Here is a 24,997-nt window from a genome sequence, read left to right on the forward strand (position 1 = left end):
CACAGTATCCTCCTGTTTGGTGTCCACTGTATGGACAGTTATATAATAGAACCTGAATTTTCCAGCATGTTTTCATTTCTTCCAATCTACCCGTACGCCCCGTGGACACTTTACCGACTGAACCGGCGACGTCCGGCCCCCGCACACTCAGGCGCGGCCTGCATCTGCTCAGAACGCTCCGTGATAACCCGGGTAACGGCCTGAGCGTGACCGATCTGGCGCGCCTGACCGGCCTGCAGCGGCCCACCATCTATCGATTGCTGGCCGCGCTGATGGAAGAAGGCTTTGTCAAAAGCATCGACGGCACCAAGCGTTTTTCGGCCAATCACTCAACCGTTGCCGTATCGTCGCCTCATCAGGACCCCCGCATCGAACTGGCCTTGCCCGTCATGCAAAAGCTTGCCGCGCAAACGGGCGACGCCGTGTTTCTGGTGGTACGCGACGAATATGAGTCGGTCAGCCTCTGGCGGGAAATCGGCCCCTACCCTGTGCAGATTCTTGCGACGTTCGCCGGCAAGCGACAGCCGCTGGGCGTCGGTTCAGGCGGGATGGCCCTGCTGGCCAAGCTTGACGACGCCTTGGTCGAGGACATCATTTTGCACAACAGCAGGCAGATAGAGCAGTATGGGGGCATGACCCTGCGCGAGATGCGGCAACTGGTGCAGAACACGCGCACGCGCGGCTATTCCGTCGTAGGCAATTACGCAGTGCGCGGCGCGCTGGGCGTAGGCTGCGCTTTGTGCGATGCCCGGAAAAAGCCCTATCTGGCCATCAGCGTCACCGCGATCACCGAACGCATGCCCGCCCTGCGCCAGCGCGAAATCGCGGGCCTGATACAGGATGGGCTGAAAACGCTGGCCGATAAACTTTGACCATCCGGGGCAAGCGCATCGCTTCGCATGCTGGCTGCGGCGACACGCCACGGGCTTGACGCCCCGGCGTCAGGATGCGGACGAGTCGGCCTGCTCCAGCGCTTCGGCAACCGTCTTGGCCTGGACCTCGCGCAGGGGTATGGGCATTTTAAGACCGGCGCGCCCCAGCACCTGCAAGGCGTTGCGGTACAGATCGAAGCGCAAATCCCAATAGTTGTCCGAGGCAACCCATACCCGCATGTTCACGGTCGTCGTGCTTTCGCTGTATCCCGTCACCATCACCTGGGGTTTGGGTTCGGCTAATACGTACTGATGCGTTTGAATCAGGGCCCCAAGCTCGCGCATGGCCAGCTCGAGGTCATCGCCATAACGGACAGCCACTTCGACATCCAGGCGGCGCGTGGCGTTCCTGCTGTAATTGATGATGGGGTTGCCCCATACCAGGCTATTGGGCAGGGTCAGGTGAATGCCATCGAACTGAATCAGGCGCGTCAGGAACAGGCCGACTTCCGCCACCGTGCCATCGCCCTTGCCCACGACCGAGACATACTCGCCGGCCCGCAATGGACGTAGCGCCAGCAGCATGATGCCTGCCGCGATATTTTGCAGCGTGCCCTGCAGCGCCAGGCCGACCGCCAGGCCCGCCGCGCCCAGTACGGCGATGATGCTGGCGGTTTGTACGCCGAAGCGCGCCAGCACGGCAATGATGACGAAAATCCTGATCGACCAGACCGTGACGGTGTAGACCATTGGAACAATGGTGGGATCTACCTTGGGCGACCTGCTGGCCAGCTTTTGAACGCTACGCCCCGCAAATGACGATAGAGCCCAGCCCAGCACCAGTATGACCAGCGTGACGGCCAGATTGAAGGCAAGGTATTCCACGGCAGGCATCAGGGCCGCCAGTTCATTCATTTTTTCCAGCATCTTTTGTTCGCAGAGCAGTTGTGTAGGGAAGCAGATCGCATGATACCCGGCCCGGGCCGCTGCGCCTATCGCAGGCGCACAAAAACTTATCCACGCAAATTGTGGATAAGCGCGGGGACAAGCTTTTGACTACCAGGAATAGGCAATCAATAACAAAGGCTTAGCGCCCCCGGTTGAAAACTGCCCACCCACTGCCATCACGGCGATGGGTGGGGCTGTTCAGGCTCCCGTGGTCAAAGCGACCTGCCGCTGATCAGGCGCACCAGCACCATGATAATGGCCACGACAATAAGAATATGGATGAAGCCGCCTACGGTATACGAGGTAACCAGCCCCAAAAGCCACAGGACAACAAGAATAACGGCAATGGTGTAAAGCATATGCATCTTCCTTTATAAATGTGCTGCGTTTGTATTATTTACTGGCTTCATGCCCTACAACACCGCCCACGGCAGCACCGCCCACGGTGCCCAGCGCGCTGCCTCCGGTCAGAACCGCACCGCCCACCGCGCCTACCCCTGCGCCTATGGCCGTATTCTTTCCTTGCTTCGACATGCCGCTACATGCGCCCAGGCTCAATAACACCGTCAACACAACTGTAGCGCTTGCAATTCTTTTCGTCTTCTTCATTCCAATACCCCTTTCAATGGTTTGGGCAGCAGACTGCCAACTTGCCTTTTACAGCTCAGCAAGCACCGTGCCCGCCACGGCCAATACCCCTTGGGCACAGCGCTTGCTGCAGGGTAAATGACCTTTTGGTCAATAACCAGGAGAACCGTATGAAGAAAATTCTTGCCATTGCCCTTTGCTCGCTCCCGCTATCCATTGCGCCCGTCGTCTATGCGCAGTCCACCGCACCTGAAGGCGGCGCCACACAGGAGGCCCCGGCACCGGCACCCGCCCCTGCGCCCGCTCCCGCACCGGGTGCAGGCGCAGGCGGCGGCGCCATGCCCGGCGCTGACGCGCCTCCCAAGGAAGAGGAAGTGGTCGAAGCCATCTCGGGCTGGAGCGTCAAGGACAAGATCATCGGAAATACTGTCTATAACGAGGGAGACGAGAAAATCGGCAGCATCAGCGATGTCGTACTGGCTTCGGACGGGAAGGCGGCCTATTTCATTGTGGGCGCCGGCGGCTTCCTTGGTCTTGGCGAGCGTAATGTAGCCATTCCTTTTGAAGAAATCACCCAGAATGGCGACAAGCTGGTTCTGGCCGGCTATACCAAGGACCAGTTGAAAGCGCTGCCCAAGGTCGAAGTGACCCAGTAACGCAGCGAAAATACGATGGGCGGCGCCACTTCCTGGCGCCGCCCTTATTGTCTCTTTTCGTCTTATCAGGAGTTGACCATGTCTACATCCGACAAAAAACCCGAAAGCGGGAAAACGCCTTTTCCCACCAAACAGGACAACCCCAAGAAAAACGACGAAGCCACGGATAAAGCACTGGACGAGGCCATCGAGGATTCCTTTCCGGCCAGCGACCCTGTGTCCATTGCCACCCCGAAACCGGACGACAAAGCATCTTGATGGGGACAAAGCCTGATTCGCCGGGGCGGCATAGTCCGGGCACTGTCATCGTCTATCCAGCGCGCAAACATGAGCCCGAGCATGAAAGAACGGTTCATCTCAAGCTCGGCGCCCGCATCGCGGATGTATTGGGAATGCATTTCGGCGGCCTGTACGATGCGGCCTGCCGCTACGACGGCCCGCTGTATACCATTCCCACCTGTACGCTGATCGGCACGGACATTGCGCGCCAGTTGGGCATACGAAGTACCGGCGATCTGTATGGCGGCGTGGCCCCCGCCGCCTTCGTGCCGACAAAAGCCATTACGCACGCACTGCTCCATGCCGACGCCTGCGCACCCGCGGGGTGGTCGCATGCTTTCGGACGCGACATACAGGACAGCGTGCTGGCCGGCATCACCAGTTTCACCCTGGACGATGCGCGCGAAGCCGGAGGGCAACTGCTGCGGGATGGCCCGGTGCGCATCAAGCCGGTCCTGGCAACGGGGGGACGGGGACAGCAAGTGGTATCCAGCCAGGCCGAGCTGAACCATGCGCTCGACGCGCAAGACCAGGACGAGCTTGCCTGCTACGGCCTGGTCCTGGAAGAAAACCTGAACGACGTCAGTACCTTCAGTGTCGGACAGGCACGCATTGGCGGGATCGTCGCAAGCTATGTCGGAACACAGTGCCTGACCCAGGACAACAACGGCGAGATGGTTTATGGCGGCTCCGACTTGATTATCGTGCGGGGCGATTTCGACCGCTTGCTGGATCTAAGCCTGAGCACCGACTTTCAAACCGCCATTTCGAAGGCTCAGGTGTATGACCAGGCCGCGCTGCGCTGCTTTACCGGGCTGATTGCCTCCCGTCGCAATTACGACATCGCCAGCGGCACCAGCAGCCGCGGTGAGCCGCGCTGCGGCGTCCTGGAGCAAAGCTGGCGCATAGGCGGCGCCAGCGCGGCTGAAATCGCGGCCATACAGGCCTTCCATGAGGACGAGCAGTTGCAGTCGGTACGGGCCATGACCGTCGAGCTTTTCGGATCTCGCGCCGAGCCGCCGGCCGGCGCCGAGGCGCTGTTCAGCGGCATAGACCCCGAGCTCGGCCCGTTGAATAAATACGTGAAGGTGCAGCCCTATGGCAACTAGCAGCAGCAAAGTGCAGATCGTCATCGATAACGAACACGTCGATGGCACTTTCCTGACGCCGCACGCCAAAGTGCCGGGCATCCTGTTCGTGCACGGCTGGGGCGGCAGCCAGGAACGCGACCTGGATCGCGCCCGCGGTATTGCCGGCCTGGGCTGCGTCTGCCTGACGTTCGACCTGCGCGGACACGAAAGAGGCTCCGACCGCCAGAAAACCGTCACACGCGAAGAAAACCTGCGCGATATCATCTCGGCCTACGACCTGTTGGCCCAGCATCCCGCCATCGACACCAACGCCATCGCCGTGGTGGGCACCAGTTACGGCGCGTATCTGTCGACCATACTGAGCACAATGCGTCCGGTCAAATGGCTCTCTTTGCGCGTGCCCTCTTTATATCGGGACGGGGAATGGGCCGTGCCCAAGCGCCAGTTGAACCGTGAGGACCTGGCCGTCTACCGGGGCGCCCCCGTCACCCCCGAAGAGAACCGCGCCCTGGCGGCCTGCGCCAGTTTTACCGGCGACGTATTGATCGTCGAGTCCGAACACGATCACCTGGTGCCCCATGCCACCATCATGAGCTATCGGGCTGCCTTTCGTAATTCCCACTCGTTGACGCACCGGGTCGTTGACGGCGCCGACCATGCCTTGAGCGACAAAGCGAGCCAGCAGGCGTACACCGCCATCCTGGTGAGCTGGATTACCGAAATGGTCGTCGGCGCCCGCGTGGGCGCCCATCCCGGCATCCCCATCGAGCGCACTTGATTTATGCCAGGCCGGCCCCATGTACGGCAAATGATTCCATTTTCCATACTCGACCTTTCCCCGATTATCGAAGGCAGCTCCGCCGCCGAGTCGTTCCGCAACACGCTGGATATTGCCCAGCACGGTGAGCGATGGGGCTATCAGCGCTATTGGATGGCCGAACATCATGGCATGCCGGGCATTGCCAGCGCCGCCACCTCGATTCTGATCGCCCATGTTGCCGCCGGCACCACGACCATACGGGTCGGCGCGGGCGGCATCATGCTGCCCAACCATTCGCCCCTGGTCATCGCAGAACAGTTCGGAACGCTGGAATCGCTTTATCCCGGCCGCATCGACCTGGGCCTGGGCCGCGCCCCGGGCTCCGACCAGACCACCGCCCGCGCCCTGCGCCGCAACCTGTCTTCGGATGCCAACGAGTTTCCTCGCGATGTCCTGGAACTGATGGATTATTTTTCAGCCGAACCGCGCCAGCCGGTACAGGCTGTCCCCGGCAAAGGGGTGGACATTCCCATCTGGATCCTGGGGTCCAGCCTGTTCGGCGCCCAACTGGCCGCCGCGCTGGGCCTGCCCTACGCCTTTGCCTCTCATTTCGCGCCCCAGCAAATGATGCACGCCATCCAGCTCTACCGCGACACGTTCAAGCCCTCGGCACAGTTGGACAAACCCTATGTGATGCTGGGTTTCAATGTTTTTGCCGCCGATACCGACGACGAGGCCCAGTTCCTGGCGACGTCGTGGCAGCAGTCTTTCGTCAATCTGCGCAGCGGCCGTCCTTCGCGCCTGCCGCCGCCCCTGCGGCACTATCTTGAACAATTGGGCCCATCGGCCCAAGACCTGCTGCAGCACGTGCTGTCGTGCTCGGCCATTGGCGCGCCCGATACCGTCGCGGGCCAGCTCAAGGCGTTTATAGACAAAACCGGTGCGGACGAGCTGATGATCACATCCAATATGTTCGACCACGCAGCGCGGCTGCGTTCGTACGAAATCACTGCGCAGGTGCGCGGCACGCTATAGCGGAACAGCGGCGTTTCGATCCAGCCCGGCAAGGAGCCGTACAATAAGGCATTGCCGTGTTCAGGCGCCCTGCGGGCCAGGGCGCCGCCATTTCGAGTACGCCTCATGAATCAAGACAGTTCCATCGCATCGCGCCTCGCCCTCGTCCACGACCGGATCCGCGGCGCCGCCCTGAAGGCCGGGCGCGCGCCCGACGCCGTCACCTTGCTTCCCGTCAGCAAAACCTTTGGCGAAGACGCCATACGCGAGGCCGTCAAAGCCGGCGTCCGCCGCTTCGGCGAAAACAAGGCCCAGGAAATCCGCAGCAAATACGACCCGCTGGCCGACTGCGGTATCGACTGGGTCATGATTGGGCACCTGCAGACCAACAAGGCCAAGGACGTGGCCCGCATGGCATCGGAAATCCAGTCGCTCGACCGCCTGGAGCTTGCCATCGCACTGGATCGCCGGCTTCAGCAAGAAGGCCGCGCCATCGATGCGCTGGTGCAGATCAAGACCTCATCCGAGCCCAGCAAGTATGGGCTGCCGCCTGAAGAACTGCCTGGCTTCCTGCGCCAGGTGGCGCGCGACATACCCACCCTGAAGATACGCGGGCTGATGACGCTTGCCATCAATGCGCCGGACCAGGCCGCCGTGCGGGCCTGCTTCCGCAAGCTGCGCGAACTGCGCGACCAGATGCGCCAGGAAGCCATAGACGGCATCGACATGGACCGCCTGTCGATGGGCATGAGCGGCGATTTCGAGATCGCCATCGAAGAAGGCTCGACGGAAGTACGCATTGGCACCGCCATCTTCGGCGGACGCATCTACGGCGACGATTACTACTGGCCCGAGCAGGCTTCCGCCACGCGCCGATAAACCAGCAAACGGCCCCGGTATTCTTCGGAGCGCACACCGGCGGCATCGGTTTCCGCCTTGTCGTGCAGGCGCCTGTCGCGCTCGAGCTCGAATCCGAACGTCTCCATGTGGCGATTGAACGCAGGCCGATGGCCCCGATTGGGGTCGACAATCCACACTTCCGCGTTGGGCCGGGCATGATCGTCGATAAAGTCGGCCAGCATTTCAGGCATATCGCGCTCGTACAGCAGATCGCTGCCGATGATCAGATCGTAACGCGCCGACAGTACCTTGATGCCCAGGTCCAGCACCCCGGCGGGGACGTCCGCCGCCCCCCATTGCCCATGCCGGTACTTCAAGTCGGGAAGACGGTTCAGTTGCAGATTGTGATCCAGGAAACTTGACGCCAGGGGATGGCAATCACTGGCCGTCACGCGCGCTCCGCGCCGGTGACCCACCAGGCTGGCCAAGGCAAGGCCGCAGCCGATCTCCAATATGCGTTCGTCGGGGCAGACGGGGCGCCGGGCGATGTATGCCGCCAACTGCATGCTCGACGGCCACAACAGGCCGAACAAAGACCAGGAGGCAGAGCAAATGCCCAGGCTCTGTGCAATCCCCGCCGGATCATGATACTGCTGGCGGTCAAGCAAAGAGCGGATGAACAGGTCATCGGTATCTGCAATGGCGATACGTTCGGTCTTGGTGCTATAGCCGGGTGTCATAAGCGCAACATACTGAAAAATCTCATGAAATGCTGATGCTTCAGTATGCCCAAAATAAACGCTTCTGACCAATCGCGCTCAAAAGCGCCATCCATCAGGCCAAGCAGACCGCTGCGACCTCGGCGTGTTTGAAGCTTTTCGCGCGTCTATGCCCGGACTATGTCCTGTCCTGCAACTGAGTCACCCCTTCACCTTGCGCGCAATGATTGCAGCAGAACATGCGCCCATCCTGTTCCAGCCCATGACCGATGATTTTTACGCCGCAGTGGACGCACAGTGGGGCCATCACATGAATGGCGCATTCAAAGCTGTCGAAAGTGTATGTCTTTCCGTCATGCGCGGAGACCTGAAAAGATTTGTCGTAGTCGTTGCCGCAGCGGTCGCATTTTGCCATTACGGTTCTCCTTGATCGTCATCCGAAGCGTCCTGGGCGGGGACCGCCTTTTTCTGTGCACGCCCCCGAGCGTCGGCATCGGCCTTTTGGCCGCGCGAATAGTCGCCGAGCTGCTGCCGCTGAAAACGCGGATCCTGGTTTGCAAACCCGCCGTAGCTGCTTTGTCCCGGATCGGCGCTGCGGCTTTGCACCGGTTCATTGCGCCGCGCGGCATGCGTTCCGGCGTGAGACGGACCACGGTCGGCACGTTCGGGTTTGCGCGATTCTTCATCTTTATGCATGGTTTGCTCCTCTGCTGGCCGTTGTGAAACACTGTGCGCGTGCGGCACAGCGCCTGAACCATTCAGGCAGCAAGCGGCGTGCCCCGTCTGTATGGACTCGTGCCGCGAAAGCGCTGCCCGCCGCCACCGCCTGCTTATGCGGGGGGCTGGCCCGCTGTTAATGGCGTTATCCGCCAAATGGTGTTCGACAAGTCGTCAGCCACAATCAGGGCGCCAGCCGGGTCCACCGTCACCCCCACCGGCCGGCCGCGCGTCGTGCCATCGCTATCGCGGAAGCCGGACACGAAATCAACCGGCGGGCCAGCGGGACGGCCGTCGCTGAACGGCACGAAGACGACCTTATAGCCGGAGGGTTCAGGCCGGTTCCAGCTGCCGTGCTCGCCCACGAAGACACCATCGGCAAACTGCGCACCCATTGCCTCGTTGGAAAAGTCGACGCCCAGCGCCGCCACGTGCGCCCCCAGGCTGTAATCGGGCTTGATGGCCGACGCCACCTTATCCGGATCCTGCGGACGGACCCGCTCGTCCACGTTCTGCCCCCAATAGCTGTACGGCCAGCCATAGAAGCCGCCTTCCTGGACAGCGGTCAGATAATCCGGAACCAGATTTGGACCGATTTCGTCGCGTTCATTCACGACCGACCACAGTTGGCCGGTGTCGGGCTGAATGGTCAATGCGGTGGGATTGCGCAAGCCGGTGGCATAGGGCTTGTGCTCGCCGCTGCGCGCGTTTACCCGCCATACCATGGCTCGATCCGCCTCCGCCGTCATGCCGCGTTCGGTGATATTGCTGTTGGAACCGATGCCGACATACAGATACTCCCCGTCGGCACTGGCGGCCAGCGCCTTGGTCCAATGGTGATTGATCTCCGACGGCAGCGCCGTGACGGTCTCCGGAGGACCGCTTGCCTTGGTCTGGCCGGGCTGGTAGTCGAATCGCACCAGCGCATCCTGATTGGCCACATAAAGGTTTCCATCGACCAGCGCCAGCCCGTAAGGCGCATTCAAATTATCGGCAAAGACCGTCGACTCATAAACGCCATCGCCTTGCGCATCGCGCAGCAAAGTCAGGCGGTCGCCGCCCTGGACCGGACTGTTGCCCTGGGCCTTGATATAGCCGGCGATCACATCCTTGGGCTTGAGGCTGGGCGCACTGCCGCCCTTGCCTTCGGCCACCAGAATGTCGCCGTTGGGCAGCACCAGGGTTTGCCGCGGAATTTTCAGGCCGGTGGCAATGGCGCTGATCGTATAGCCATCCGGGACCGTCGGCAATTGCTCGCCCCATTCGGCAGGTTTTGCAATCACCATGTCCGGCAAGAAGCCGCGTTCAGGTGGGGGGAGTTCGGGCGCGGCGCCGTATTGCAGGGGTTGCGTCTCGCCGCCGCAAGCAGCCAGCATTCCCGAAAACGTGACAACGGTAAGCATGCCAAAGCGTTTCATTTCCTTCCTCCCATGTGCGGGGTGCAAAAGCCGAACCATGCGACTGCGCAGGCCAGTACCGTAACGATGACGGACAAGTTCAAGCCAGCGGGCATGCCGGCCCATGCGTCCCGGGCGTGTATCAGCGCATTGAAAAAGCCAAGCACCCACATCAGCAGCAACAGCCCCGCGTAAATAGCGGCGCCTCGCGCACGGCGATGGGCGCGGCACAGGTCGATGATCGCGAAGACCAGGGCCGCAGCGCCAAAAACCAGGCCGCCGGCGGTCAGCCAGGACGCAAAATTGTTCCACTGGATCTCGTAAGTCGCGGCGTAGGCTGCATCACTGAGCGCCGCGCCCAGAAACAAGGGAATGGTTCCCGCCAGCAACAGTGCATGCAGCGGATGGATCACTTCAGAATATCTGCGTTCAATCATCACAGCCATAACGACTTCCTCCTCGATGGGCAAGACCGGGGACTCGGCGCATCAGCAACACCGGCGGGTCCGATCTAGGGGAAATGGGCAGCAAGCGTCGTGCCGCGCCCGTTATGGCGTTATAGTTTGCCGAAGCCGGCAACAGGCAATCGCCAAAGGTACAACATGACTCCTTTCGACTGGTCACGGGTTTTACTCAACGACATGCCGCTGCTTTTTCTGGGCGAAGTGGCCGTGCGCGCGGCCGCCGGCTATGCCATCGTGTTTCTGTTCCTGAAGGCATCAGGGCGTCGCGGCATCCGCCAGTTATCTGTATTTGAACTAGTGGTGATCCTGACCTTGGGTTCCGCAGCGGGTGACGTCGTCCTGTACGAAGATACGCCGATCGTACATGTCGTGATGGGGGTTGCCACTATTCTGTTGCTGTATCGCGCCACCACCTACGCCATGCAGCGGTCGCGCCGCTTCAACGATTGGGTGGAGGGCCACCCTGTCACCCTGATCCGGGATGGGCTGTACGAGTTGGCCAGTCTGGATAAGCTGAACATCACCGATGACGAGTTTTTCATGGAGCTGCGCCAACAAGGCGTGGAACACCTGGGCCAAGTCCGGCTTGCCATACTCGAAGTCGACGGCAACATCAGCCTGTTCTTTTATGAGCCCGAAGCGACAAGGCCCGGGCTCTCGGTGCTGCCCCCGGAATATCGCAAGACCCATGAATGCGCGCCGTTCGATCATCTGTATGCCTGCAGCCGTTGCGGTTGGGTGCAAGCGCTTTCAGCGGGCGATCAAGCCACATGCCAACGCTGCCGGAATACCCGGTGGTCCGCAGCCCTGAACACACGGCGCAATCACTGATCCCTTCGGCGTGAACCTCTGAGGCCGCCTGGGCAAGTAGCGCCTTGCTTGCCTGCCAAACAGAGCGGGTCTGGCAACAAGGCCGGTTCAATGCCTGATTTAAGATATGTTATAACATAACAATATCTATTTTTTCAGGAAGGAATCCCATGCCTAAGCCAACGGTATCCGCCGCTGCAGCCGCAGCCAGCGCCGCCATCCTCTTGTGCTTGACCGCCCCTGTGGCCGCCGCCAAAGATCTCAACGTGGTCGCCACCTTTTCGATCATTGGCGATCTGGCCAGGAATGTGGGCGGCGAGCGCATTGCGCTGACTACGCTGGTGGGGCCGGATGGCGACACCCATGTATACGAACCCAGACCCGCCGATGTCGCCGCCGTCGGCGCGGCCGACGTAGTCCTGTCCAACGGCCTGCATCTGGAAGGGTTTCTTGATCGCCTGCTGAAAGCAAGCGGGACCAAGGCAACCGTCGCCGAGCTTGCCCAGGGCGGCGACTTGCTGCGCAACACGCAAGAAGAGCACGCACATGGGCGCAAAGAGGATCATGGCCACAGCCACGGCCATGAGGACGACCATAAGCACGATCATGACGACGATCATAAGCACGATCATGAACACGACCATAAGCATGACCATGAACATGGACACCACCATGGCGAGTATGACCCCCACGCCTGGCAGTCGGTCAACAATGCCCGGGTTTACGTCGCCAACATTGCCAAGGCCTTCTGCGCCGCCGACACCAAGGGCTGCGCCGCCTACCAATCCAATGCCGCCGCCTACGACAAGCAGTTGCAAGCCCTGGACACGCAGATCAGAACGGCAATGGCCGCCATTCCCGCCGACAGGCGCACGATCATGACATCGCACGATGCCTTCGGCTATTTCGCTCGCGAGTACGGACTTCGATTCCTTGCGCCGCAAAGCATGACCACAGGCGCCGAACCATCGGCGGCGGCCATCGCCGCGCTGATACGCCAAATCCAGGAACAGCACGTGTCGGCGATCTTCGTGGAAAACATCAGCAACGCCCGCCTGACCGGACAAATTGCCCAGGAAACCGGCCTGAAGCTGAGCGGCTCGCTGTATTCAGATGCACTGTCGGCGGAAAACGGCCCCGCGGCAAGCTATATCGACATGATGCGCCACAATGCCATGACCATTCAGCAAGCCATTCTTGGCCGCGAATGACAAAAGACGGCCGATGCCCCTTTGCGCCTTGCCCGGGTTATCGGCCGCCATCACCCCCGCTCGCCAAGCAGCAAGAACGATTCAGCGGTCCTGCAGCGCCAGGCGCACGCCCAGCAAGCAGTAAATGCCTCCCACCACCTTATTCTGCCATTTCAGCACTTTCGGGCTTCGGCGCAGGAAGTTGCCCAAGGTTCCCGCACTCAGTGCAAAAGCAACCGTTCCGGCAAAACCCAGCAATACATACAGAATGCCCAGAACCGCCAACTGAACCATGACCGATCCATTTTCAGGCCGTACGAACTGCGGCAGCAGCGCCAGGAAAAAGAGCGCGGTTTTTGGATTCAGGACCTCGGCCAGGATGGCTTGCCGAAAAGCCGTTCCCGTCGATATCGGCCTTGTCTGCGGGGCCAGATCGATCAGGCTTTTCTTCAGGATCACACCGATCCCAAGGTAAACAAGATACGCCGCGCCGATGTATTTGATGATGCTGAACAGCATGGCGGAAGCGGCGATAATCGCGGAGATTCCAACGACCGCCATCAAGGTGTGGATCATATCGCCGGCTGCGATGCCCGCACCGGTGGCGATGCCTACCCGCGTGCCCGAGCTCGTCGCCCTGGTGATCGTCAGCAGCATGGCCGGGCCTGGCAGCAAGACAAAACCAACTGCAACCCCGGTAAAGGTGATCAACGTGGCCGGATCGATCATTCACTTGCTCCCACAAAACGGTTTACGCCAAAAAGCGAACTTGGAAGGCCCTATAGTAGCGATAATCAAGCCAGCGGGAAGGAAGCTGTTCGAAACAAATATATGCCACTGGACTCCCGGCCATCTCTTACTACAATGGCACTTCGTGCCCGCGCAAATCTTTTGCCTATCCTGAATCCAGCCGCATAAGGCGGGATTTGCCCCAAACCATTGCAGAAAAGAAAACAACCCGCTGATTTTAATGAGCAAAACTGATTTATCCACGCACACCCCGATGGTGGAGGAGGAGCAGTTGCTGTCGGGGACAGAAAGGCGAAATTATCTTTTATAATCAATTAGTTAATAAAACTACGCCTTACTTGTCTCTGGCTTGATATGGGCATCGATTGGCATGATTTAGCGACTGAATTGTCCCAAATTTGTCCCAAGAATTTGGTCATCAACGTGGAGCATATTCAAGGGTATGCAGGCATACTTTGCAGCGCTTCGCTGAGGTACGCTGTATTGCCCTGCCGTATGGAATGCCTGCTTCTCATATCCGTCGCATAGTGGAGAATTATTGAACGGAAAAATCCGATGCTAATTACAGCCAGCCTGGTCGATTTCCCCAATCTATCGGGAAGCCTATTTCTGCCAAATGCACCTCTGGGTATTTGGCAAACAGGGCTTTCAACTGTTCTGACCATTCCAGCGGTAGGCCTATTTGTCGCAATAGGTAATTGATAACCGTTGCCACGGCATAGAACGATTTTGAATCGGAAAACCGAATGTCTGCCTTACGATAATCTCTGGGAGCAACGCCAAGCGTCACGCGAAGCAGTTGCCCGCTATGAGCCACCATGTTCCGTACAACTGTCAGAGTATGAATCCACGATTCAAATACTTCAGTCGCATCCACATTGAAGCGCCGACTGATTGCTTTGCGATCATCGGGATTCTTCAGCAACTGATAGGTTCTGGACCAAAGCCCAAAGGTTACGCACTCGCATACTGACCAACTGGGCGGAAGATGCGGTTCGCTGTACCGCGAGAAATAATGCTTCACAAATGTCTTGTCGCGGGCTCGATCTACCTCGGCCTCGATCTTCGCCACAAGCTCAGCTGCGCCCTGCCGCCGCCCTTGCCTGAACAAGTCACCATCCAGGAACCAATGCGGAGAATGCTTCAGACTCAGATGGTTTGCCATCACGACCCGCACCGCAATTTCCAGGCGCTCGACGGCAGCCATGGTCAGGGCTCGCAGCTCTCTATCAAACTCGCAGCGGCTGACAATCTGTTCGAACCGATATCCAGCGGGAAAGTTTTTCGTGACTGGATCGACCAGATGATGCCAGTACCCTTTGAGACGATATCCGCCCACGAAACGCATGTAATTACGCGCTTGCCCACGCTTAAAATCATCCACGACCAACCCCTGCCGCTCCAGCTTCTGGAGAAGCTGCTCCGGCGAGGACGCTGGTTTGCTAAATGGAATGCGATTTATTGCCATGGGCGTAATATGGGCGCAAAAAACCCGCCTTTTGCACGTCTGCGTTAGCAGAACCCTACCCGAAGATAGGACGTGTGGCGGGTGTGTTGAGACTATTCTAACCCAACCAGCCCTCCTCACGCAAACGCCGGAAAGGCCGACAGAAACTGGGGCCAAGCCGTTCGCGGCAATGCCTCTGATGCAAACACAACACGACGTCCTCCGCCCTTCGTGAACCCCCGGTCCCCGCCATGAACGCTTCCAGCATGTGTGGAATCAGTGTCACGGCATCGACCGATTCCCCATAGGTTTGTGCGTGCAGCTCTGCGTAGCGGTCTAGATCGGCCTTCAGGCCAGTCAGACACGGGAAGGTTAACTTAACAGTTTCGGTCTTCGGCAGCGGCCCAAGCCGCTGTTTTTTTAGTCGCGCTCATTGTGAACACCCCCTTGTTGAAGAAAAGCGGTTGGTAAGGCCTCAGCACCAGATCACGGTTGACGATGATGTGCACTGGCAACCCTGAGCGGGTGGTCAACGTAGGTTGGATGTTCATGTTGCGAGCCGCTGCTATCGCTCTAGTTTCTGTGGGCGATGTCTGCCTTGCAGCGAGCTCAGTCATGGACGGGCTGACCGCATTTGGACTTAAAACGGTCACCCAAGCAGTTGCGAAGGACTACATCACTGGCACCTCCACGCATTGGAGCTTAACGTCAAGGTCGAGCTTGCTCCGTTGGCGAAGTCAGGTCTGCAATAGCAGTGCCGCTGACTTATGCTACATGTGCCCGCGCACGCTCGTCACTTTTCTACCTCACTCGATCACATCCGATGCAGCAAACCGGCCTATGCCTCGGCCAAACTGACGGGGATCTTGAGGTAGCGCACGCCGTTGGATTCAGACTCCGGCAAGCGGCCCGCACGGATGTTGACCTGAATGGAAGGCAGCAGCAGCGTGGGAGCCGGAAGTGTGGCATCGCGAGACTGGCGCATCTCGGTGAATGCCTCGGCACCCACGCCATCGCGCACATGCACATTGCTCTGGCACTGCTCGGCAACGGTCGATTCCCACGCATACTCGGTGCGCCCCGGAGCCTTGTAGTCGTGGCACATGAACAGACGCGTTTTTGGCGGCAACGCCAGAAGCCGACGAATCGACAGGTACAGCATATATGCGCTACCGCCTGGAAAGTCAGCGCGAGCCGTGCCGTAATCAGGCATGAACAAGGTGTCCCCCACGAACACAGCGTCACCGATACGGTACGACACGCAGGCGGGCGTATGGCCTGGCGTATGCATAACCTCTACGGTCAGCGCACCGATGTGGAAGGTTTCGCCATCGCGAAACAGCCGGTCGAACTCGCTGCCGTCGCAGAAAACATCGTCCAGGTTAAACACTGGACGGAAAATCCGCTGTACGTCGCGAATATGCTCACCGATAGCGACAGGCGCACCTGTACGAGTTTTGAGGTAAGGCGCTGCGCTCAGGTGATCCGCATGCGCATGGGTTTCAAGAATCCATGCAATCTGCAGTTCACGCGCATGGACGGCGGCCAGCATGCGATCAGCAGAGGTGGTGGAAGCCTTGCCGCTGCGGTGGTCGTAATCCAGCACCGGATCAATGATGGCGGCTTGGCGGGTGGATGGGTCAGAAACTAGATAGCTCACCGTATTGGTGGCTTCATCGAAGAAGGACTGAATGTCAGCGGCAGGAAACATAACTTGTCCATCCAGGGGTACGGAGTCTTGAATATATATTAGTTTATGCTAAATTAGAAAAATACGAAATAAATTGTGATTGTGACTATGAAAGACAAGCAGTTCCTACAAGACGGAGCGAAGCAGGCGGCTGCCATGTTACGAACCGTCGGCAATGAGCACCGCCTGTTGACCCTCTGTTTACTGATCGAGCATGGGGAAATGACGGTAGGTGCGCTGCATGAATACGTACCCTTGAGCCAATCCGCGCTGTCCCAGCATCTGGCCAAGATGCGCGAAGAGGGCCTAGTGACGTTCCGCCGAGAGGCACAAACGCTGCATTATCGGATCGACAACCCAAACGTGGCCACCCTCATTGCCACACTCAAGGCTATTTTCTGCCCCTGAACCCGACTGTCCGGAGTCAATTTTCATGTCTTTAAAGCCTATTTCCCCCCAAGCAGCCCGAGACCTTATGAATCACGGCGCAATCCTGATCGACATCCGTGCAGCGAACGAATATGCTCGCGAGCACATCGCCGCCGCACGCCACGTCCCCATGGAAGATCTGAAAAGCTCAGCACCGCTCGACGCCACGGCGGGCCTCATCTTTCACTGCCGTTCCGGCAATCGCACACGTATCAATGCTCAGACACTCAGCGCATGTGCGGCCTGCGAGGCTTATGTACTGGACGGGGGACTCGATGCCTGGAAGAAGGCCGGGCTGCCCGTGGTGACAGATACTTCCCAGCCGATGGAGTTGCAGCGCCAGGTGCAGATTACGGCAGGCTCGCTGGTCCTGTTGGGCGCTGTGCTGGGCGCCACAGTCTCGCCCTGGTTTCATGCGCTGTCGGCAACCATCGGCGCTGGCCTGGTGTTTGCTGGTGTATCTGGATTCTGCGGGATGGCCCGCCTGTTGATGCGTATGCCATGGAATCGTAAGGCTGTGGCCGGCTAGGCTAGATACGTCTGCCTCCAGGCATCTTATCACCACGCTCCTGGCTTTCCGACGTTTCTATGTGACTGGCGCACTGCACTCGCAAAAGGCATCAAATCAGCCATTTTTCTCCCTGCTGCTCCATTCGCCACCTCTTCTAAACCCACGATCTCCCGCTATGAACGCCTCCAGCATGTGCGGGATCAACGTCACTGTACTCACGGTTTTCCCGTAAGTCTGCGTGTGTAACGCTGCATAGCGGTCGAGATCGGCTTTCAGGCTGGCCGGACATACGAAGGTTACCTTGACAGTTTCAGTCTTGGGAAGCGGTCCCAGCCGCAGTTTTCGGGTGGTGGTCATTGTGTGACGCTCCCTTGTTGAAGAAAAGCGGCTGGTACGGTCGCAGCACCAGGTCGCGGTTGACGATGATGCGCACCGGCATTCCTGCACGGATAGTCAGTGTCGGCTGGATGTTCATGTTGCGCCGGGTCATCTCTTGGCCGACCTGATTGATGTTGTCCTGGGCGCTGTCGCGTCCGGCGATGATGACGCGGTTGCCGTCCTGCCGGTTTTCCGGCGCGGCCAACTCGGCTCCGACGCCCAAGAGCGTCGTCAGCACGGCACCGCCTATGATGCGATTCCAATGCCAGTCCACATCGTCTTCCAGGCCGGCGAACCCGGTCGGGTCGGCACCAACTAGGTTATCCAGCGTCAATGAGGCCGTATCAGGCAGGATGACCCGATGCCATACGACCTGCACCCGACTTTGCCCATAGCTGACTTGGCTGTTGTAGCGCCCCAGGATGCGCGAACCTTGGGGAATCAACAGGTGCTTGCCGGTCGCGGAATCATAGACGGGTTCAGTCACGGTGCCGATCACATCCCCCGGAAGGTCAGACTTGATGCCCGTAACCAGCGCAGCGGCGATTACAGTCCCCGCCATAACCTGATACGGCGAGGCCGGCATTTGCAAATCCCCAGAATTACGGGTTTGCGTAGAACCGGATTGCAGGAAGGCTTCTTTCTGGTCTTGCCGGTTCTGTGCCGCAGTGGGATCGGTAGGTTGCGCCTCCGTCGAGGCTGGCCCTGCGGCCAACGGGTCGAACGCAGCTAAGGAATCATCCATTCCGGGCGCGACAGGCATCGCCTGCGCAGCCGTTACCGTGGGCTGGCCGGTGCGGAAGAATACAGGTGAAGCGGCTGCTGCTTCTGCTTCCTTACGCCGCGCTTCGCGTTCGGCAGCTTGCGCGTCAACCCCCGGCGGCGCATAGGTGGCAACCGCCGGCTGCTGACTATTCACGATGGCCGGCCCCAGATCGCCCGGCAGGGGCGGCCCGAGCTCCGGCACATCGGACGGCACGTCCGGGGCCGACAGCATGGAATAGTCAGCGGGCAAGATGTCCAACCCTTCCGACTTGGACACCCGGTCGACGTTGTACAGCTCGGTGTGCTCGCCCGCGCCGCGCCGCTGCGGTTGCAGTGACCAGATGGTGGCACCCAAGACCGCCGCCGACAGCCCTGCCACCAGGAGGGCGAGCATGCGACGGTTTAGTCGCGTGACGGGCCGTGGCCGTGCGCGCAGCGCCACGGTTTCGGGGGCCACCTTATCCGTCGCCTGTGGCGTGGCTTGTTCGGATCTGTGTTCCTCGCTCATACTCAGTTCCTCCGCGCCACGCCATCGGTACGCTCTATGCGCACCACGTCGCCTCGATCACCACCCAGGCGCAGTTCGGCTGCGCCAAAGAGTCGATCCACGATGTAGTACGGCGAACGGAAGCGATAGTTGACCAGTTGACCGTCGCCCTCAGCACCGATCACAAAGAGCGGTGGCAGCTCCCCTTGAGCAATCCCTGCAGGAAACTGGATATAGACCTTCTGTCCGTCATCAAAGGCGCGCAGCGGCTTCCAGGGCGGATTGCTGCCGCTGACTGCATACCGAAAGCGCAGGCTCTCCAGCGCCAGCCCGGTATCGACGGACGCGCCAGCCTGCGCGGCCCGGTTCTGGCGGTGCAAGGCTAGCATCCGATCCTTCGGGTACTCCCAAGACACCGACGCCATCCATGTCTTTTCGGTGGACGTCAGTTCCAGCAGATAGGTTCGGCGATTGGTGGTAATGACGAGGTTCGTTTTCAGGCCTGAGCGGATAGGCTTGACCAGCACATTCACGCGCAAGTCCGCGCCGCTGCCGCTGGACGTGTCGCCCACGATCCAGCGCACGGTGTCGCCGGCTGCCACCGTCACCAGCTCCTCGCCGGGCTGCAGCGCAATCACCGTTACGCGGCCCACGCCGGTATAGACCTGATAAAGCGCCCCATCGCTATAGGGCCAGACCTGAATGGCATTGACATAACCTTCGCGTGTGGGCGCAATCCGCGCTTCGGCATTGGCGCGGGACACCCGGACGGTTTCATCGGTGGGTTCGGGCGTGGACTTGCCCGCATCCGTGTCCGGCAAGGGTTTCAGTTGCGCCGGCAGCGCCAGCGGTTCGGGCACGGCAATCACTTCGACCGGGCTGGGTGGTTCGGGCAGCAGCTCGGCGGCTACCGGCTCATCGAGCGAAATGGCTGGTGGTGGCTTGCCGTGCGTAGCGCACCCAGCGAGGATGATCAGGGTTAAGGGGGCAACCCACATGCGGACAACATTAATCATGGCTGTGCTCCTTCCGACACGTTCAAATCTCGACTCCAGGACAATCCATGGACATACAGGCCCAAGGAATTCTTTCTCAGTTCGTCCTCTGTTTTCGGCGCCTTATGGACAAGCGTGATGACGGCAGACCAGCGCTGCGTGGACGCAAGAGCGCCGTTGGCGTAGTGCCGTTCAATCCAGCGAATGTTGAAGGTCATGTCGCTGGCTCGAACCACGCTATAGACCTCCACAGTTGTGGACTCCTTACCCACTTTTGCGAAAGGACTGTTCTGCCGTGCATATTCGTTCAGCACGGCGGCACCGCGATCCGTCGTGTAGCGGTAGGCCTCAAGCCAGCTTTCCCTCACGACCACGGGGTCAATAGAAAGCGAGCGAACAAGCTTGATGAAGCGTTCAAGATGCGTAACGATCTCAGCCTCCTTCGGGCTGTAGGGTTCTGTAGCTTTGCCGACCGCCCGCGTATTCCCCAGGCTATCGACCTCCACTACATAGGGAACGATCGTGGACTGCATCGAGCGCCACACCAGGCCACCGGCCATGAATAGCGCGAGCAGCAGGCAGCCGAAGGCCATAAGCCGCCAGTTTTTGGCCTGTACGCGAGCCGAACCGATCCGGTCATCCCAGACCTGGGCGGCGGATTGATATGGGGTTGCAGGTTGCGGTGTCTCGGCATAGCGCACCTGCGGTCGTTTGAAACGCATGGTTGTTCTCCTTATGAATCGGCATCACGAAGGCTCGGACCTTGGCCCGTGCCGCCTCCATCCCCACCGCGTAGAGCATGGGCGGCAGTCGTGGCGGCTTGCGTCAGTTGTTGTCTGCGGTGCAGGCGCTTGGCCCAGGCCGGTTGTGCGGTGCCGGCTGGTTCAGATGACGCAACACCGGACGCACCTATCCCGGCGCCAGAAGCGGAAGTCACCCCCGCCGCTCCTTTAAGGCCGCTACCCGCTGTAGGACCTGTCTGAGAGGCCGACCGGATGCTGCCCACACTTGAACCGATGGAGCGCGCTGCGCCGGATGTCATGCGGACGGCACCCGGGACCATGCGCGCGCCTGCCGCCACCGCACCACCCACCCCTGTGGCGGCCGCACCGATGGCAACCGCAGTCCCGACAGCACCCACGGCGGCACCGGCCATGGAGCCCGCGCCCAACTGCGGCCCGCCGGAGACAAGCCCCGTAGCGATGCCCGGCCCGAATATTCCTAGCGCCAGCAAAGAGAGCGAGGCCAGCATGATGACCAGCGCATAGTCGATGGACGGCTCATCGGGATGCACCTGGAACTCGGCAAACAAGCCGCTGCCAATGCCGACGATCACGGCCAGCACCAGCACCTTTACCCCTGAAGACACCACATTGCCCAGTACCTTCTCAGCAAGGAACGAGGTTTTGTTCCAGAGGGCAAACGGCACCAGCACAAAGCCGGCAAGCGTGGTCAGCTTAAACTCGATCAACGTCACAAAAAGCTGGATGGCGAGCACGAAGAAGCTCAGCACCACCACCATCCAGGCCAGGAACAGCACCACGATGGGGTCGATGTTGGCGAATACTTGGGGAAAGCCCGCCATGTCGCCGATTTGCTCCAGAATCGGCGCGGCGGCATCAATGCCGGTCTTGGCCAGCCGCCCTGGCTGCAGAAAGTTACCCATGCTCAACGACGAGCCCGAGGCCATCAGCCCCAATCCCGCGAACGAGCGGAACAGGATCCCAGCCAGCGCGTTGAAATTGCCGATAATGTAGGCAAAGGCGCCGACGTAAAGCACCTTGCGCAGCAGCTTGGCGATCACGTCATCGCCCTGGCCGCTGGCGTGACCCATTGCCCAATACAGGCCGGCCAGCGTCATGTCGATGACAACTAGGGTGGCGGTGAGAAACGCCACGTCGCCTTGCAGCAGCCCGAACCCCGAGTCGATGTACTGCGCAAAGGTAGCGAGAAAACGGTCGATCACCGCCACGTCGTTCATGGCTCAAGCGCTCCGGTCAGTTGCCGTAGAAGGTCACGGCCTGTGGCGTGTATGGCGTGCCGCTGCCCTGGAAGCGCCGCCGTACTTCACGGGCGCGCTCGGTCACGGCGGCTTGCTGGGCCAGCTCCAAGGCGGCAGCCCGATCCTGGGTAATCTGAAGCTGCTGCGCCTGAATGCTCTGTTTGGCCTGTAAAGCCAGAAGCTGGTTGGTCGCCTGCATGGCCTGCAACGCGCCTTGCGCCGACTGGCTTTGGTTCACCAGATCTGCCAGCGCGCTTTCATCGTCGCGCAGGTTCTGCGAGGCTTGCGCCTGCACCCGCATGGCCGTGTACAAGCCATTAAGCGTGTTCTGCCAGCGCGCCCGCGCATCCTGAGCCATACTGTCGCCGCTGACAGTTGCGGCGTACTGGTCGGGATACAGGCGGGCGAATTCCTGATCCATGTGCGCCACCTCGTAACTGAGCCCCTGCGCCTGGCCGATCAAACGGTCGGTGGCGGCCAGCGCGGTACGCAGACGGTTCACGACGTTGAAATCCAGGCTCGCCAGATTACGTGCCTGATTCATCAACATCTGCGCCTCGTTCTGAAGCTGGCTAATCTGGTTATTGATCTGCTCCAACGTGCGGACGGCAGTCAGCGTATTTTGCGTATAGTTGGACGGATCAAAGACCGTTTTCCAGGCCCAGGCGGGCGAAACAGCGAGTAACGACATCGAAAGCACGACGGCAAGCGATACGGATAGCGCGCGGGTTTTCATGGCAGGTTCTCCAGGGATGAAGGGGAAAGCTCGGGAACGGGCGAGAGACCGGGAAAATCGGGCAGCAGATCGGCAGCCCAGCCCAGACCGCGATGGCGCAGCCAAGCGCCCGCAAAGCCGGGGACCCCAGCGTCTAGCAGGATTCGGTCGATGTCGCGCTGGTCTTGCGGGGTGGACACCCCCGCAAAGGCCAGCGTCGCCGGTCCCAGGTCAAGGTCGAACAGACGATTGCCCAGACGCGATTGGTAGTAGTAGTCGCGCTTGGGTTGGGCGGTGGCGACAATCTCGATCTGTCGGCTATTCAGGCCAAAGCCTTCGTAGATCGTGCGAATCTGCGGTTCGGTCGCCTGTGGATTGGGCAGGAAGATGCGGCTGGAGCAGCTTTCGATGATGGCTGGCGCGATGCTCGAATCCTTGATATCAGCCAAGCTTTGCGTGGCAAAGATGACGCTGACATTCTTTTTGCGCAGGGTCTTCAACCACTGCCGGATACGAGCGGCAAAGGACGGTTCATCGAGAAACAACCATGCTTCATCTAGAATCAGGAGGGTGGGAGCACCATCGAAGCGTTCATCAAACCTGGCAAACAGATAGCGCAGCACCGCCTGCACGGCGGCCGGACTGTGCATCAATTCTTCCATCTCGAAGCCCTGCACGTCGGCCATGCCCAGCCGGTCATGGTCGGCATCCAGCAGCTTGCCGTGTGAGCCGCCCAGGACATAGGGCGCAAGCGCTTGGCGCAATGTGTTCGATTGCAGCAGCACGGAAAAACCCGTCAACGTGCGCTGCTCCACCGGCGCACCTGCGAGGCTCCCCAGCGCCGACCAGATGGCGACTTTATCGTCGGGGCTGACGGCCATGCCTTCGTGCAGCAAGCGACCTTCGATCCATTCTGCGGCCCAAGTGCGGTAGCCGTCGTGGTCAATGCGCGCCAACGGCTGAAAGGCAATCTCACCATCATTGCCAAGGTCATAGTGCTCCCCGCCCAGGCCCAAGATGGTGGCGCGCATTGAACGGCCCATGTCGAAGGCGAAAATACGTGAACCGCGATAGCGGCGAAACTGCTTGGCCAGGACGGCCAGCAGCACCGACTTGCCCATGCCGGTCGGTCCTGCGACCAGGGTGTGGCCCACGTCGCCGATATGCGTCACCAGCCGGAATGGTGTGGCGCCTTCGGTGCGCGTGATAATCAACGGGGGGCCGTCCAGATGGTTGTTTTTCTCCGGTCCAGCCCACACTGCTGATACCGGCATCATGTGCGCCAGATTCAATGTAGACACAATCGGTTGCCGTACATTTGCGTAGGCGTTGCCGGGGATGGACGAGAGCCAGGCATCCACAGCATTCAGCGTCTCAGGAATCGTCACAAAACCCCGGCCCTGGATGACGCGTTCAATCATGCGCAGCTTTTCATCGGCCGCAGCGGGTTCGGCATCCAGCATCGTCACGGTAGTGGTGACGTAGCCAAAGGCGACTTGATCACTGCCCAACTCCTGCAAGGCAGCATCTGCATCGGCGGCCTTGTTGCTGGCATCGGTATCGACCAGAGGCGACTCCTGCTGGAAAATCGTTTCCCGCAGCAGCGCCACGACATTTTTGCGCTTGGCGAACCACTGACGACGTAGGCGGCGCAGCTCCTTTTCCGCCTCGGCTTTGTCCATACAGATGAAGCGCGTACTCCAGCGATAGGCAAAACCAAGCCGGTTAAGGTCATCCAAAATGCCCGGCCAGGTGGACGTCGGGAAGCCCCGCACCGATACCACGCGCAGATGTGCGTCGCCCAGTGTCGGTGCCAGCCCACCCACCAGTGCGCAATCGCTCAGCAGCGCATCCAGATGGAACGGCACTTCCGGCACACCGATGCCGTAACGCCGTGTCGAGATGGTGGAATGCAGGTACGCGAGCGTCTGGCTGTCATCCAGCCAGCCGATTTCTGGCATCACGCTATCAAGTAGATCAAAGACGCGATCCGTTTCCGCTACGAATGCGGCCAGCCGCTCACGCCAGTCCACGCCTTCGGCGGGACGGTTCTCATAGAGCAGCCCCGCTGCGCGGGCGCGAGACTCCTCGGGTGGGAGGAACACGAACGTCAAGTAATAGGCACTCTCGAAGTGATTCCCAGCCTCTTCGAAGGCGGCGCGGCGCTCCTGATCGACCAGCCAGGACAGGGCTTCAGGAAAGTCCGAATGGGGGTAGCCCGCCGCCGGGCGGCGCTCGGCCTCAATGAAAAGCGCCCAGCCCGACCCCAGGCGCCGTAGTGCATTGTTCAAGCGCGCCGTCGTGGCGATCAGCTCGCTTTGGGTCGCGCTATCCAGATCAGGTCCGCGAAAACGAGTCGTGCGCTGAAAGGAACCATCCTTATTCAGCACGATGCCCGGCGCAACCAATCCGGCCCAGGGCAGCCAGTCTGCCAGCAAGGCGGGACGCTGGCGATATTCGGCAAGGTTCAGCATGACGGTATC

At 60.1% G+C, this 24,997-nt stretch carries 30 protein-coding genes and 1 pseudogene; 11 read left to right on the plus strand and 20 right to left on the minus strand.

What is annotated here, in order from left to right; translation table 11 throughout:
* The first annotated feature begins 101 nt into the window (after nt 1-101).
* Nucleotides 102-872 carry an IclR family transcriptional regulator gene (locus RE432_RS17830; protein ID WP_310934904.1) on the plus strand — a complete coding sequence of 257 codons (771 nt, stop codon included), beginning with the start codon at nt 102-104 and terminating at the stop codon, nt 870-872.
* 69 nt (nt 873-941) lie between these two features.
* Here RE432_RS17830 and RE432_RS17835 read toward each other — a convergent pair whose 3' ends face one another.
* From RE432_RS17835 to RE432_RS17845, 3 genes are all read right to left on the minus strand, one after another.
* A complete protein-coding gene (locus RE432_RS17835) occupies nt 942-1,799 on the minus strand; it encodes a mechanosensitive ion channel domain-containing protein (protein ID WP_310934905.1) in 858 nt (285 codons plus the stop codon).
* A gap of 233 nt (nt 1,800-2,032) precedes the next feature.
* Complete coding sequence (locus tag RE432_RS17840; RefSeq protein ID WP_310934906.1) at nt 2,033-2,179, minus strand: lmo0937 family membrane protein; 147 nt, start codon at nt 2,177-2,179, stop codon at nt 2,033-2,035.
* A 34-nt stretch (nt 2,180-2,213) separates the two neighbouring features.
* Complete coding sequence (locus RE432_RS17845; RefSeq protein WP_409079887.1) at nt 2,214-2,429, minus strand: glycine zipper 2TM domain-containing protein; 216 nt, start codon at nt 2,427-2,429, stop codon at nt 2,214-2,216.
* A 149-nt stretch (nt 2,430-2,578) separates the two neighbouring features.
* Here RE432_RS17845 and RE432_RS17850 point away from each other — a divergent pair, with 149 nt between their 5' ends.
* From RE432_RS17850 to RE432_RS17875, 6 genes are all read left to right on the plus strand, one after another.
* The gene (locus RE432_RS17850; RefSeq protein WP_310934908.1) at nt 2,579-3,064 is read left to right on the plus strand and encodes a PRC-barrel domain-containing protein; all 486 of its coding nucleotides are present in this window, start codon (nt 2,579-2,581) and stop codon (nt 3,062-3,064) included.
* 78 nt (nt 3,065-3,142) lie between these two features.
* On the plus strand, nt 3,143-3,322 hold the full coding sequence (locus tag RE432_RS17855) for a hypothetical protein (protein WP_310934909.1): 180 nt from the start codon (nt 3,143-3,145) through the stop codon (nt 3,320-3,322).
* A complete protein-coding gene (locus RE432_RS17860) occupies nt 3,322-4,452 on the plus strand; it encodes a DUF3182 family protein (RefSeq protein ID WP_310935216.1) in 1,131 nt (376 codons plus the stop codon). Before RE432_RS17855 ends, RE432_RS17860 begins: the two co-directional genes overlap by 1 nt.
* A complete protein-coding gene (locus RE432_RS17865) occupies nt 4,442-5,212 on the plus strand; it encodes an alpha/beta fold hydrolase (protein WP_310934910.1) in 771 nt (256 codons plus the stop codon). Before RE432_RS17860 ends, RE432_RS17865 begins: the two co-directional genes overlap by 11 nt.
* 30 nt (nt 5,213-5,242) lie before the next feature.
* Nucleotides 5,243-6,229, plus strand: a complete 987-nt coding sequence (locus tag RE432_RS17870; protein WP_310934911.1) for an LLM class flavin-dependent oxidoreductase — start codon at nt 5,243-5,245, stop codon at nt 6,227-6,229.
* A 105-nt stretch (nt 6,230-6,334) separates the two neighbouring features.
* Nucleotides 6,335-7,087 (plus strand): YggS family pyridoxal phosphate-dependent enzyme, encoded by a 753-nt coding sequence (locus RE432_RS17875; RefSeq protein ID WP_310934912.1) that lies wholly within the window; start codon nt 6,335-6,337, stop codon nt 7,085-7,087.
* Here the strand turns inward: RE432_RS17875 and RE432_RS17880 are convergent.
* The 5 genes from RE432_RS17880 to RE432_RS17900 all read right to left on the minus strand — a co-directional run bounded on the left by RE432_RS17880 (nt 7,051) and on the right by RE432_RS17900 (nt 10,327).
* A complete protein-coding gene (locus RE432_RS17880) occupies nt 7,051-7,788 on the minus strand; it encodes an SAM-dependent methyltransferase (protein ID WP_310934913.1) in 738 nt (245 codons plus the stop codon). The two genes, RE432_RS17875 and RE432_RS17880, sit on opposite strands and share 37 nt — an antisense overlap.
* Nucleotides 7,789-7,945: 157 nt before the next feature.
* Nucleotides 7,946-8,182, minus strand: a complete 237-nt coding sequence (locus RE432_RS17885; protein WP_310934914.1) for a hypothetical protein — start codon at nt 8,180-8,182, stop codon at nt 7,946-7,948.
* Nucleotides 8,182-8,463 carry a hypothetical protein gene (locus RE432_RS17890; protein WP_310934915.1) on the minus strand — a complete coding sequence of 94 codons (282 nt, stop codon included), beginning with the start codon at nt 8,461-8,463 and terminating at the stop codon, nt 8,182-8,184. The genes RE432_RS17885 and RE432_RS17890 overlap by 1 nt, the downstream gene beginning before the upstream one ends.
* A 134-nt stretch (nt 8,464-8,597) precedes the next feature.
* Complete coding sequence (locus RE432_RS17895; RefSeq protein WP_310934916.1) at nt 8,598-9,887, minus strand: sorbosone dehydrogenase family protein; 1,290 nt, start codon at nt 9,885-9,887, stop codon at nt 8,598-8,600.
* Nucleotides 9,888-9,898: 11 nt separating this feature from the next.
* Nucleotides 9,899-10,327 (minus strand): DUF2231 domain-containing protein, encoded by a 429-nt coding sequence (locus tag RE432_RS17900; RefSeq protein ID WP_310934917.1) that lies wholly within the window; start codon nt 10,325-10,327, stop codon nt 9,899-9,901.
* A gap of 156 nt (nt 10,328-10,483) precedes the next feature.
* Here RE432_RS17900 and RE432_RS17905 point away from each other — a divergent pair, with 156 nt between their 5' ends.
* Together RE432_RS17905 and RE432_RS17910 are read left to right on the plus strand one after the other, a co-directional pair.
* Nucleotides 10,484-11,176, plus strand: a complete 693-nt coding sequence (locus tag RE432_RS17905) for a DUF421 domain-containing protein (protein WP_310934918.1) — start codon at nt 10,484-10,486, stop codon at nt 11,174-11,176.
* Nucleotides 11,177-11,325: 149 nt separating this feature from the next.
* Nucleotides 11,326-12,366 (plus strand): metal ABC transporter solute-binding protein, Zn/Mn family, encoded by a 1,041-nt coding sequence (locus RE432_RS17910; protein WP_310934919.1) that lies wholly within the window; start codon nt 11,326-11,328, stop codon nt 12,364-12,366.
* 81 nt (nt 12,367-12,447) lie between these two features.
* On the opposite strand, the gene RE432_RS17915 is transcribed toward RE432_RS17910, so the two are convergent.
* The 5 genes and pseudogenes from RE432_RS17915 to RE432_RS17935 all read right to left on the minus strand — a co-directional run bounded on the left by RE432_RS17915 (nt 12,448) and on the right by RE432_RS17935 (nt 16,253).
* Nucleotides 12,448-13,074 (minus strand): LysE family translocator, encoded by a 627-nt coding sequence (locus tag RE432_RS17915; protein WP_310934920.1) that lies wholly within the window; start codon nt 13,072-13,074, stop codon nt 12,448-12,450.
* A 583-nt stretch (nt 13,075-13,657) separates the two neighbouring features.
* Nucleotides 13,658-14,563 (minus strand): Abi family protein, encoded by a 906-nt coding sequence (locus tag RE432_RS17920; protein ID WP_310934921.1) that lies wholly within the window; start codon nt 14,561-14,563, stop codon nt 13,658-13,660.
* Nucleotides 14,564-14,660: 97 nt separating this feature from the next.
* On the minus strand, nt 14,661-14,942 hold the full coding sequence (locus RE432_RS19640; RefSeq protein WP_118994250.1) for a DUF2274 domain-containing protein: 282 nt from the start codon (nt 14,940-14,942) through the stop codon (nt 14,661-14,663).
* A pseudogene (locus tag RE432_RS17930) lies at nt 14,920-15,099 on the minus strand (hypothetical protein); the annotation flags it as partial. The pseudogene RE432_RS17930 and the gene RE432_RS19640, both read right to left, overlap by 23 nt.
* 281 nt (nt 15,100-15,380) lie before the next feature.
* Nucleotides 15,381-16,253 (minus strand): MBL fold metallo-hydrolase, encoded by an 873-nt coding sequence (locus tag RE432_RS17935; RefSeq protein ID WP_118994249.1) that lies wholly within the window; start codon nt 16,251-16,253, stop codon nt 15,381-15,383.
* A gap of 87 nt (nt 16,254-16,340) precedes the next feature.
* On the opposite strand from RE432_RS17935, the gene RE432_RS17940 reads away from it, so the two are divergent.
* Both RE432_RS17940 and RE432_RS17945 read left to right on the plus strand, forming a co-directional pair.
* Nucleotides 16,341-16,640 (plus strand): helix-turn-helix transcriptional regulator, encoded by a 300-nt coding sequence (locus RE432_RS17940; protein WP_228255684.1) that lies wholly within the window; start codon nt 16,341-16,343, stop codon nt 16,638-16,640.
* Nucleotides 16,641-16,665: 25 nt separating this feature from the next.
* Complete coding sequence (locus RE432_RS17945) at nt 16,666-17,190, plus strand: rhodanese family protein (RefSeq protein WP_118994247.1); 525 nt, start codon at nt 16,666-16,668, stop codon at nt 17,188-17,190.
* 96 nt (nt 17,191-17,286) lie between these two features.
* Here RE432_RS17945 and RE432_RS17950 read toward each other — a convergent pair whose 3' ends face one another.
* Genes RE432_RS17950 through trbE form a run of 7 tightly spaced genes read right to left on the minus strand, consistent with a single transcriptional unit; the run spans nt 17,287 to nt 24,988 of the window.
* A complete protein-coding gene (locus RE432_RS17950; protein ID WP_118994246.1) occupies nt 17,287-17,529 on the minus strand; it encodes a DUF2274 domain-containing protein in 243 nt (80 codons plus the stop codon).
* Nucleotides 17,483-18,823, minus strand: a complete 1,341-nt coding sequence (locus RE432_RS17955; protein ID WP_254499622.1) for a TrbI/VirB10 family protein — start codon at nt 18,821-18,823, stop codon at nt 17,483-17,485. The genes RE432_RS17950 and RE432_RS17955 overlap by 47 nt, the downstream gene beginning before the upstream one ends.
* Before the next feature lie 2 nt (nt 18,824-18,825).
* Nucleotides 18,826-19,818: a P-type conjugative transfer protein TrbG gene (gene trbG, locus RE432_RS17960; RefSeq protein WP_118994244.1), complete on the minus strand. Its 993-nt coding sequence runs from the start codon at nt 19,816-19,818 to the stop codon at nt 18,826-18,828.
* A complete protein-coding gene (gene trbF / locus RE432_RS17965; RefSeq protein WP_118994243.1) occupies nt 19,815-20,519 on the minus strand; it encodes a conjugal transfer protein TrbF in 705 nt (234 codons plus the stop codon). The genes trbG and trbF overlap by 4 nt, the downstream gene beginning before the upstream one ends.
* A gap of 11 nt (nt 20,520-20,530) precedes the next feature.
* Nucleotides 20,531-21,778: a P-type conjugative transfer protein TrbL gene (trbL, locus tag RE432_RS17970; protein ID WP_118994242.1), complete on the minus strand. Its 1,248-nt coding sequence runs from the start codon at nt 21,776-21,778 to the stop codon at nt 20,531-20,533.
* 16 nt (nt 21,779-21,794) lie between these two features.
* A complete protein-coding gene (gene trbJ, locus RE432_RS17975; RefSeq protein WP_118994241.1) occupies nt 21,795-22,535 on the minus strand; it encodes a P-type conjugative transfer protein TrbJ in 741 nt (246 codons plus the stop codon).
* Nucleotides 22,532-24,988: a conjugal transfer protein TrbE gene (trbE, locus tag RE432_RS17980; protein ID WP_118994240.1), complete on the minus strand. Its 2,457-nt coding sequence runs from the start codon at nt 24,986-24,988 to the stop codon at nt 22,532-22,534. The genes trbJ and trbE overlap by 4 nt, the downstream gene beginning before the upstream one ends.
* Nucleotides 24,989-24,997 lie beyond the last annotated feature (9 nt).

Origin of the sequence: Pusillimonas sp. SM2304 (genome assembly GCF_031628915.1) — a bacterium.
Lineage (GTDB): Bacteria > Pseudomonadota > Gammaproteobacteria > Burkholderiales > Burkholderiaceae_B > Pusillimonas_C.

Coding starts and splice junctions, on each gene's coding strand:
- RE432_RS17835 (WP_310934905.1), bottom strand. CDS start 1,799: ATGCTGGAAAAAATGAATGAACTGGCGGCCCTGATGCCTGCCGTGGAA.
- RE432_RS17840 (WP_310934906.1), bottom strand. CDS start 2,179: ATGCTTTACACCATTGCCGTTATTCTTGTTGTCCTGTGGCTTTTGGGG.
- RE432_RS17845 (WP_409079887.1), bottom strand. CDS start 2,429: ATGAAGAAGACGAAAAGAATTGCAAGCGCTACAGTTGTGTTGACGGTG.
- RE432_RS17850 (WP_310934908.1), top strand. CDS start 2,579: ATGAAGAAAATTCTTGCCATTGCCCTTTGCTCGCTCCCGCTATCCATT.
- RE432_RS17855 (WP_310934909.1), top strand. CDS start 3,143: ATGTCTACATCCGACAAAAAACCCGAAAGCGGGAAAACGCCTTTTCCC.
- RE432_RS17860 (WP_310935216.1), top strand. CDS start 3,322: ATGGGGACAAAGCCTGATTCGCCGGGGCGGCATAGTCCGGGCACTGTC.
- RE432_RS17865 (WP_310934910.1), top strand. CDS start 4,442: ATGGCAACTAGCAGCAGCAAAGTGCAGATCGTCATCGATAACGAACAC.
- RE432_RS17870 (WP_310934911.1), top strand. CDS start 5,243: ATGATTCCATTTTCCATACTCGACCTTTCCCCGATTATCGAAGGCAGC.
- RE432_RS17875 (WP_310934912.1), top strand. CDS start 6,335: ATGAATCAAGACAGTTCCATCGCATCGCGCCTCGCCCTCGTCCACGAC.
- RE432_RS17880 (WP_310934913.1), bottom strand. CDS start 7,788: ATGACACCCGGCTATAGCACCAAGACCGAACGTATCGCCATTGCAGAT.
- RE432_RS17885 (WP_310934914.1), bottom strand. CDS start 8,182: ATGGCAAAATGCGACCGCTGCGGCAACGACTACGACAAATCTTTTCAG.
- RE432_RS17890 (WP_310934915.1), bottom strand. CDS start 8,463: ATGCATAAAGATGAAGAATCGCGCAAACCCGAACGTGCCGACCGTGGT.
- RE432_RS17895 (WP_310934916.1), bottom strand. CDS start 9,887: ATGCTTACCGTTGTCACGTTTTCGGGAATGCTGGCTGCTTGCGGCGGC.
- RE432_RS17900 (WP_310934917.1), bottom strand. CDS start 10,327: ATGGCTGTGATGATTGAACGCAGATATTCTGAAGTGATCCATCCGCTG.
- RE432_RS17905 (WP_310934918.1), top strand. CDS start 10,484: ATGACTCCTTTCGACTGGTCACGGGTTTTACTCAACGACATGCCGCTG.
- RE432_RS17910 (WP_310934919.1), top strand. CDS start 11,326: ATGCCTAAGCCAACGGTATCCGCCGCTGCAGCCGCAGCCAGCGCCGCC.
- RE432_RS17915 (WP_310934920.1), bottom strand. CDS start 13,074: ATGATCGATCCGGCCACGTTGATCACCTTTACCGGGGTTGCAGTTGGT.
- RE432_RS17920 (WP_310934921.1), bottom strand. CDS start 14,563: ATGGCAATAAATCGCATTCCATTTAGCAAACCAGCGTCCTCGCCGGAG.
- RE432_RS17935 (WP_118994249.1), bottom strand. CDS start 16,253: ATGTTTCCTGCCGCTGACATTCAGTCCTTCTTCGATGAAGCCACCAAT.
- RE432_RS17940 (WP_228255684.1), top strand. CDS start 16,341: ATGAAAGACAAGCAGTTCCTACAAGACGGAGCGAAGCAGGCGGCTGCC.
- RE432_RS17945 (WP_118994247.1), top strand. CDS start 16,666: ATGTCTTTAAAGCCTATTTCCCCCCAAGCAGCCCGAGACCTTATGAAT.
- RE432_RS17950 (WP_118994246.1), bottom strand. CDS start 17,529: ATGACCACCACCCGAAAACTGCGGCTGGGACCGCTTCCCAAGACTGAA.
- RE432_RS17955 (WP_254499622.1), bottom strand. CDS start 18,823: ATGAGCGAGGAACACAGATCCGAACAAGCCACGCCACAGGCGACGGAT.
- trbG (WP_118994244.1), bottom strand. CDS start 19,818: ATGATTAATGTTGTCCGCATGTGGGTTGCCCCCTTAACCCTGATCATC.
- trbF (WP_118994243.1), bottom strand. CDS start 20,519: ATGCGTTTCAAACGACCGCAGGTGCGCTATGCCGAGACACCGCAACCT.
- trbL (WP_118994242.1), bottom strand. CDS start 21,778: ATGAACGACGTGGCGGTGATCGACCGTTTTCTCGCTACCTTTGCGCAG.
- trbJ (WP_118994241.1), bottom strand. CDS start 22,535: ATGAAAACCCGCGCGCTATCCGTATCGCTTGCCGTCGTGCTTTCGATG.
- trbE (WP_118994240.1), bottom strand. CDS start 24,988: ATGCTGAACCTTGCCGAATATCGCCAGCGTCCCGCCTTGCTGGCAGAC.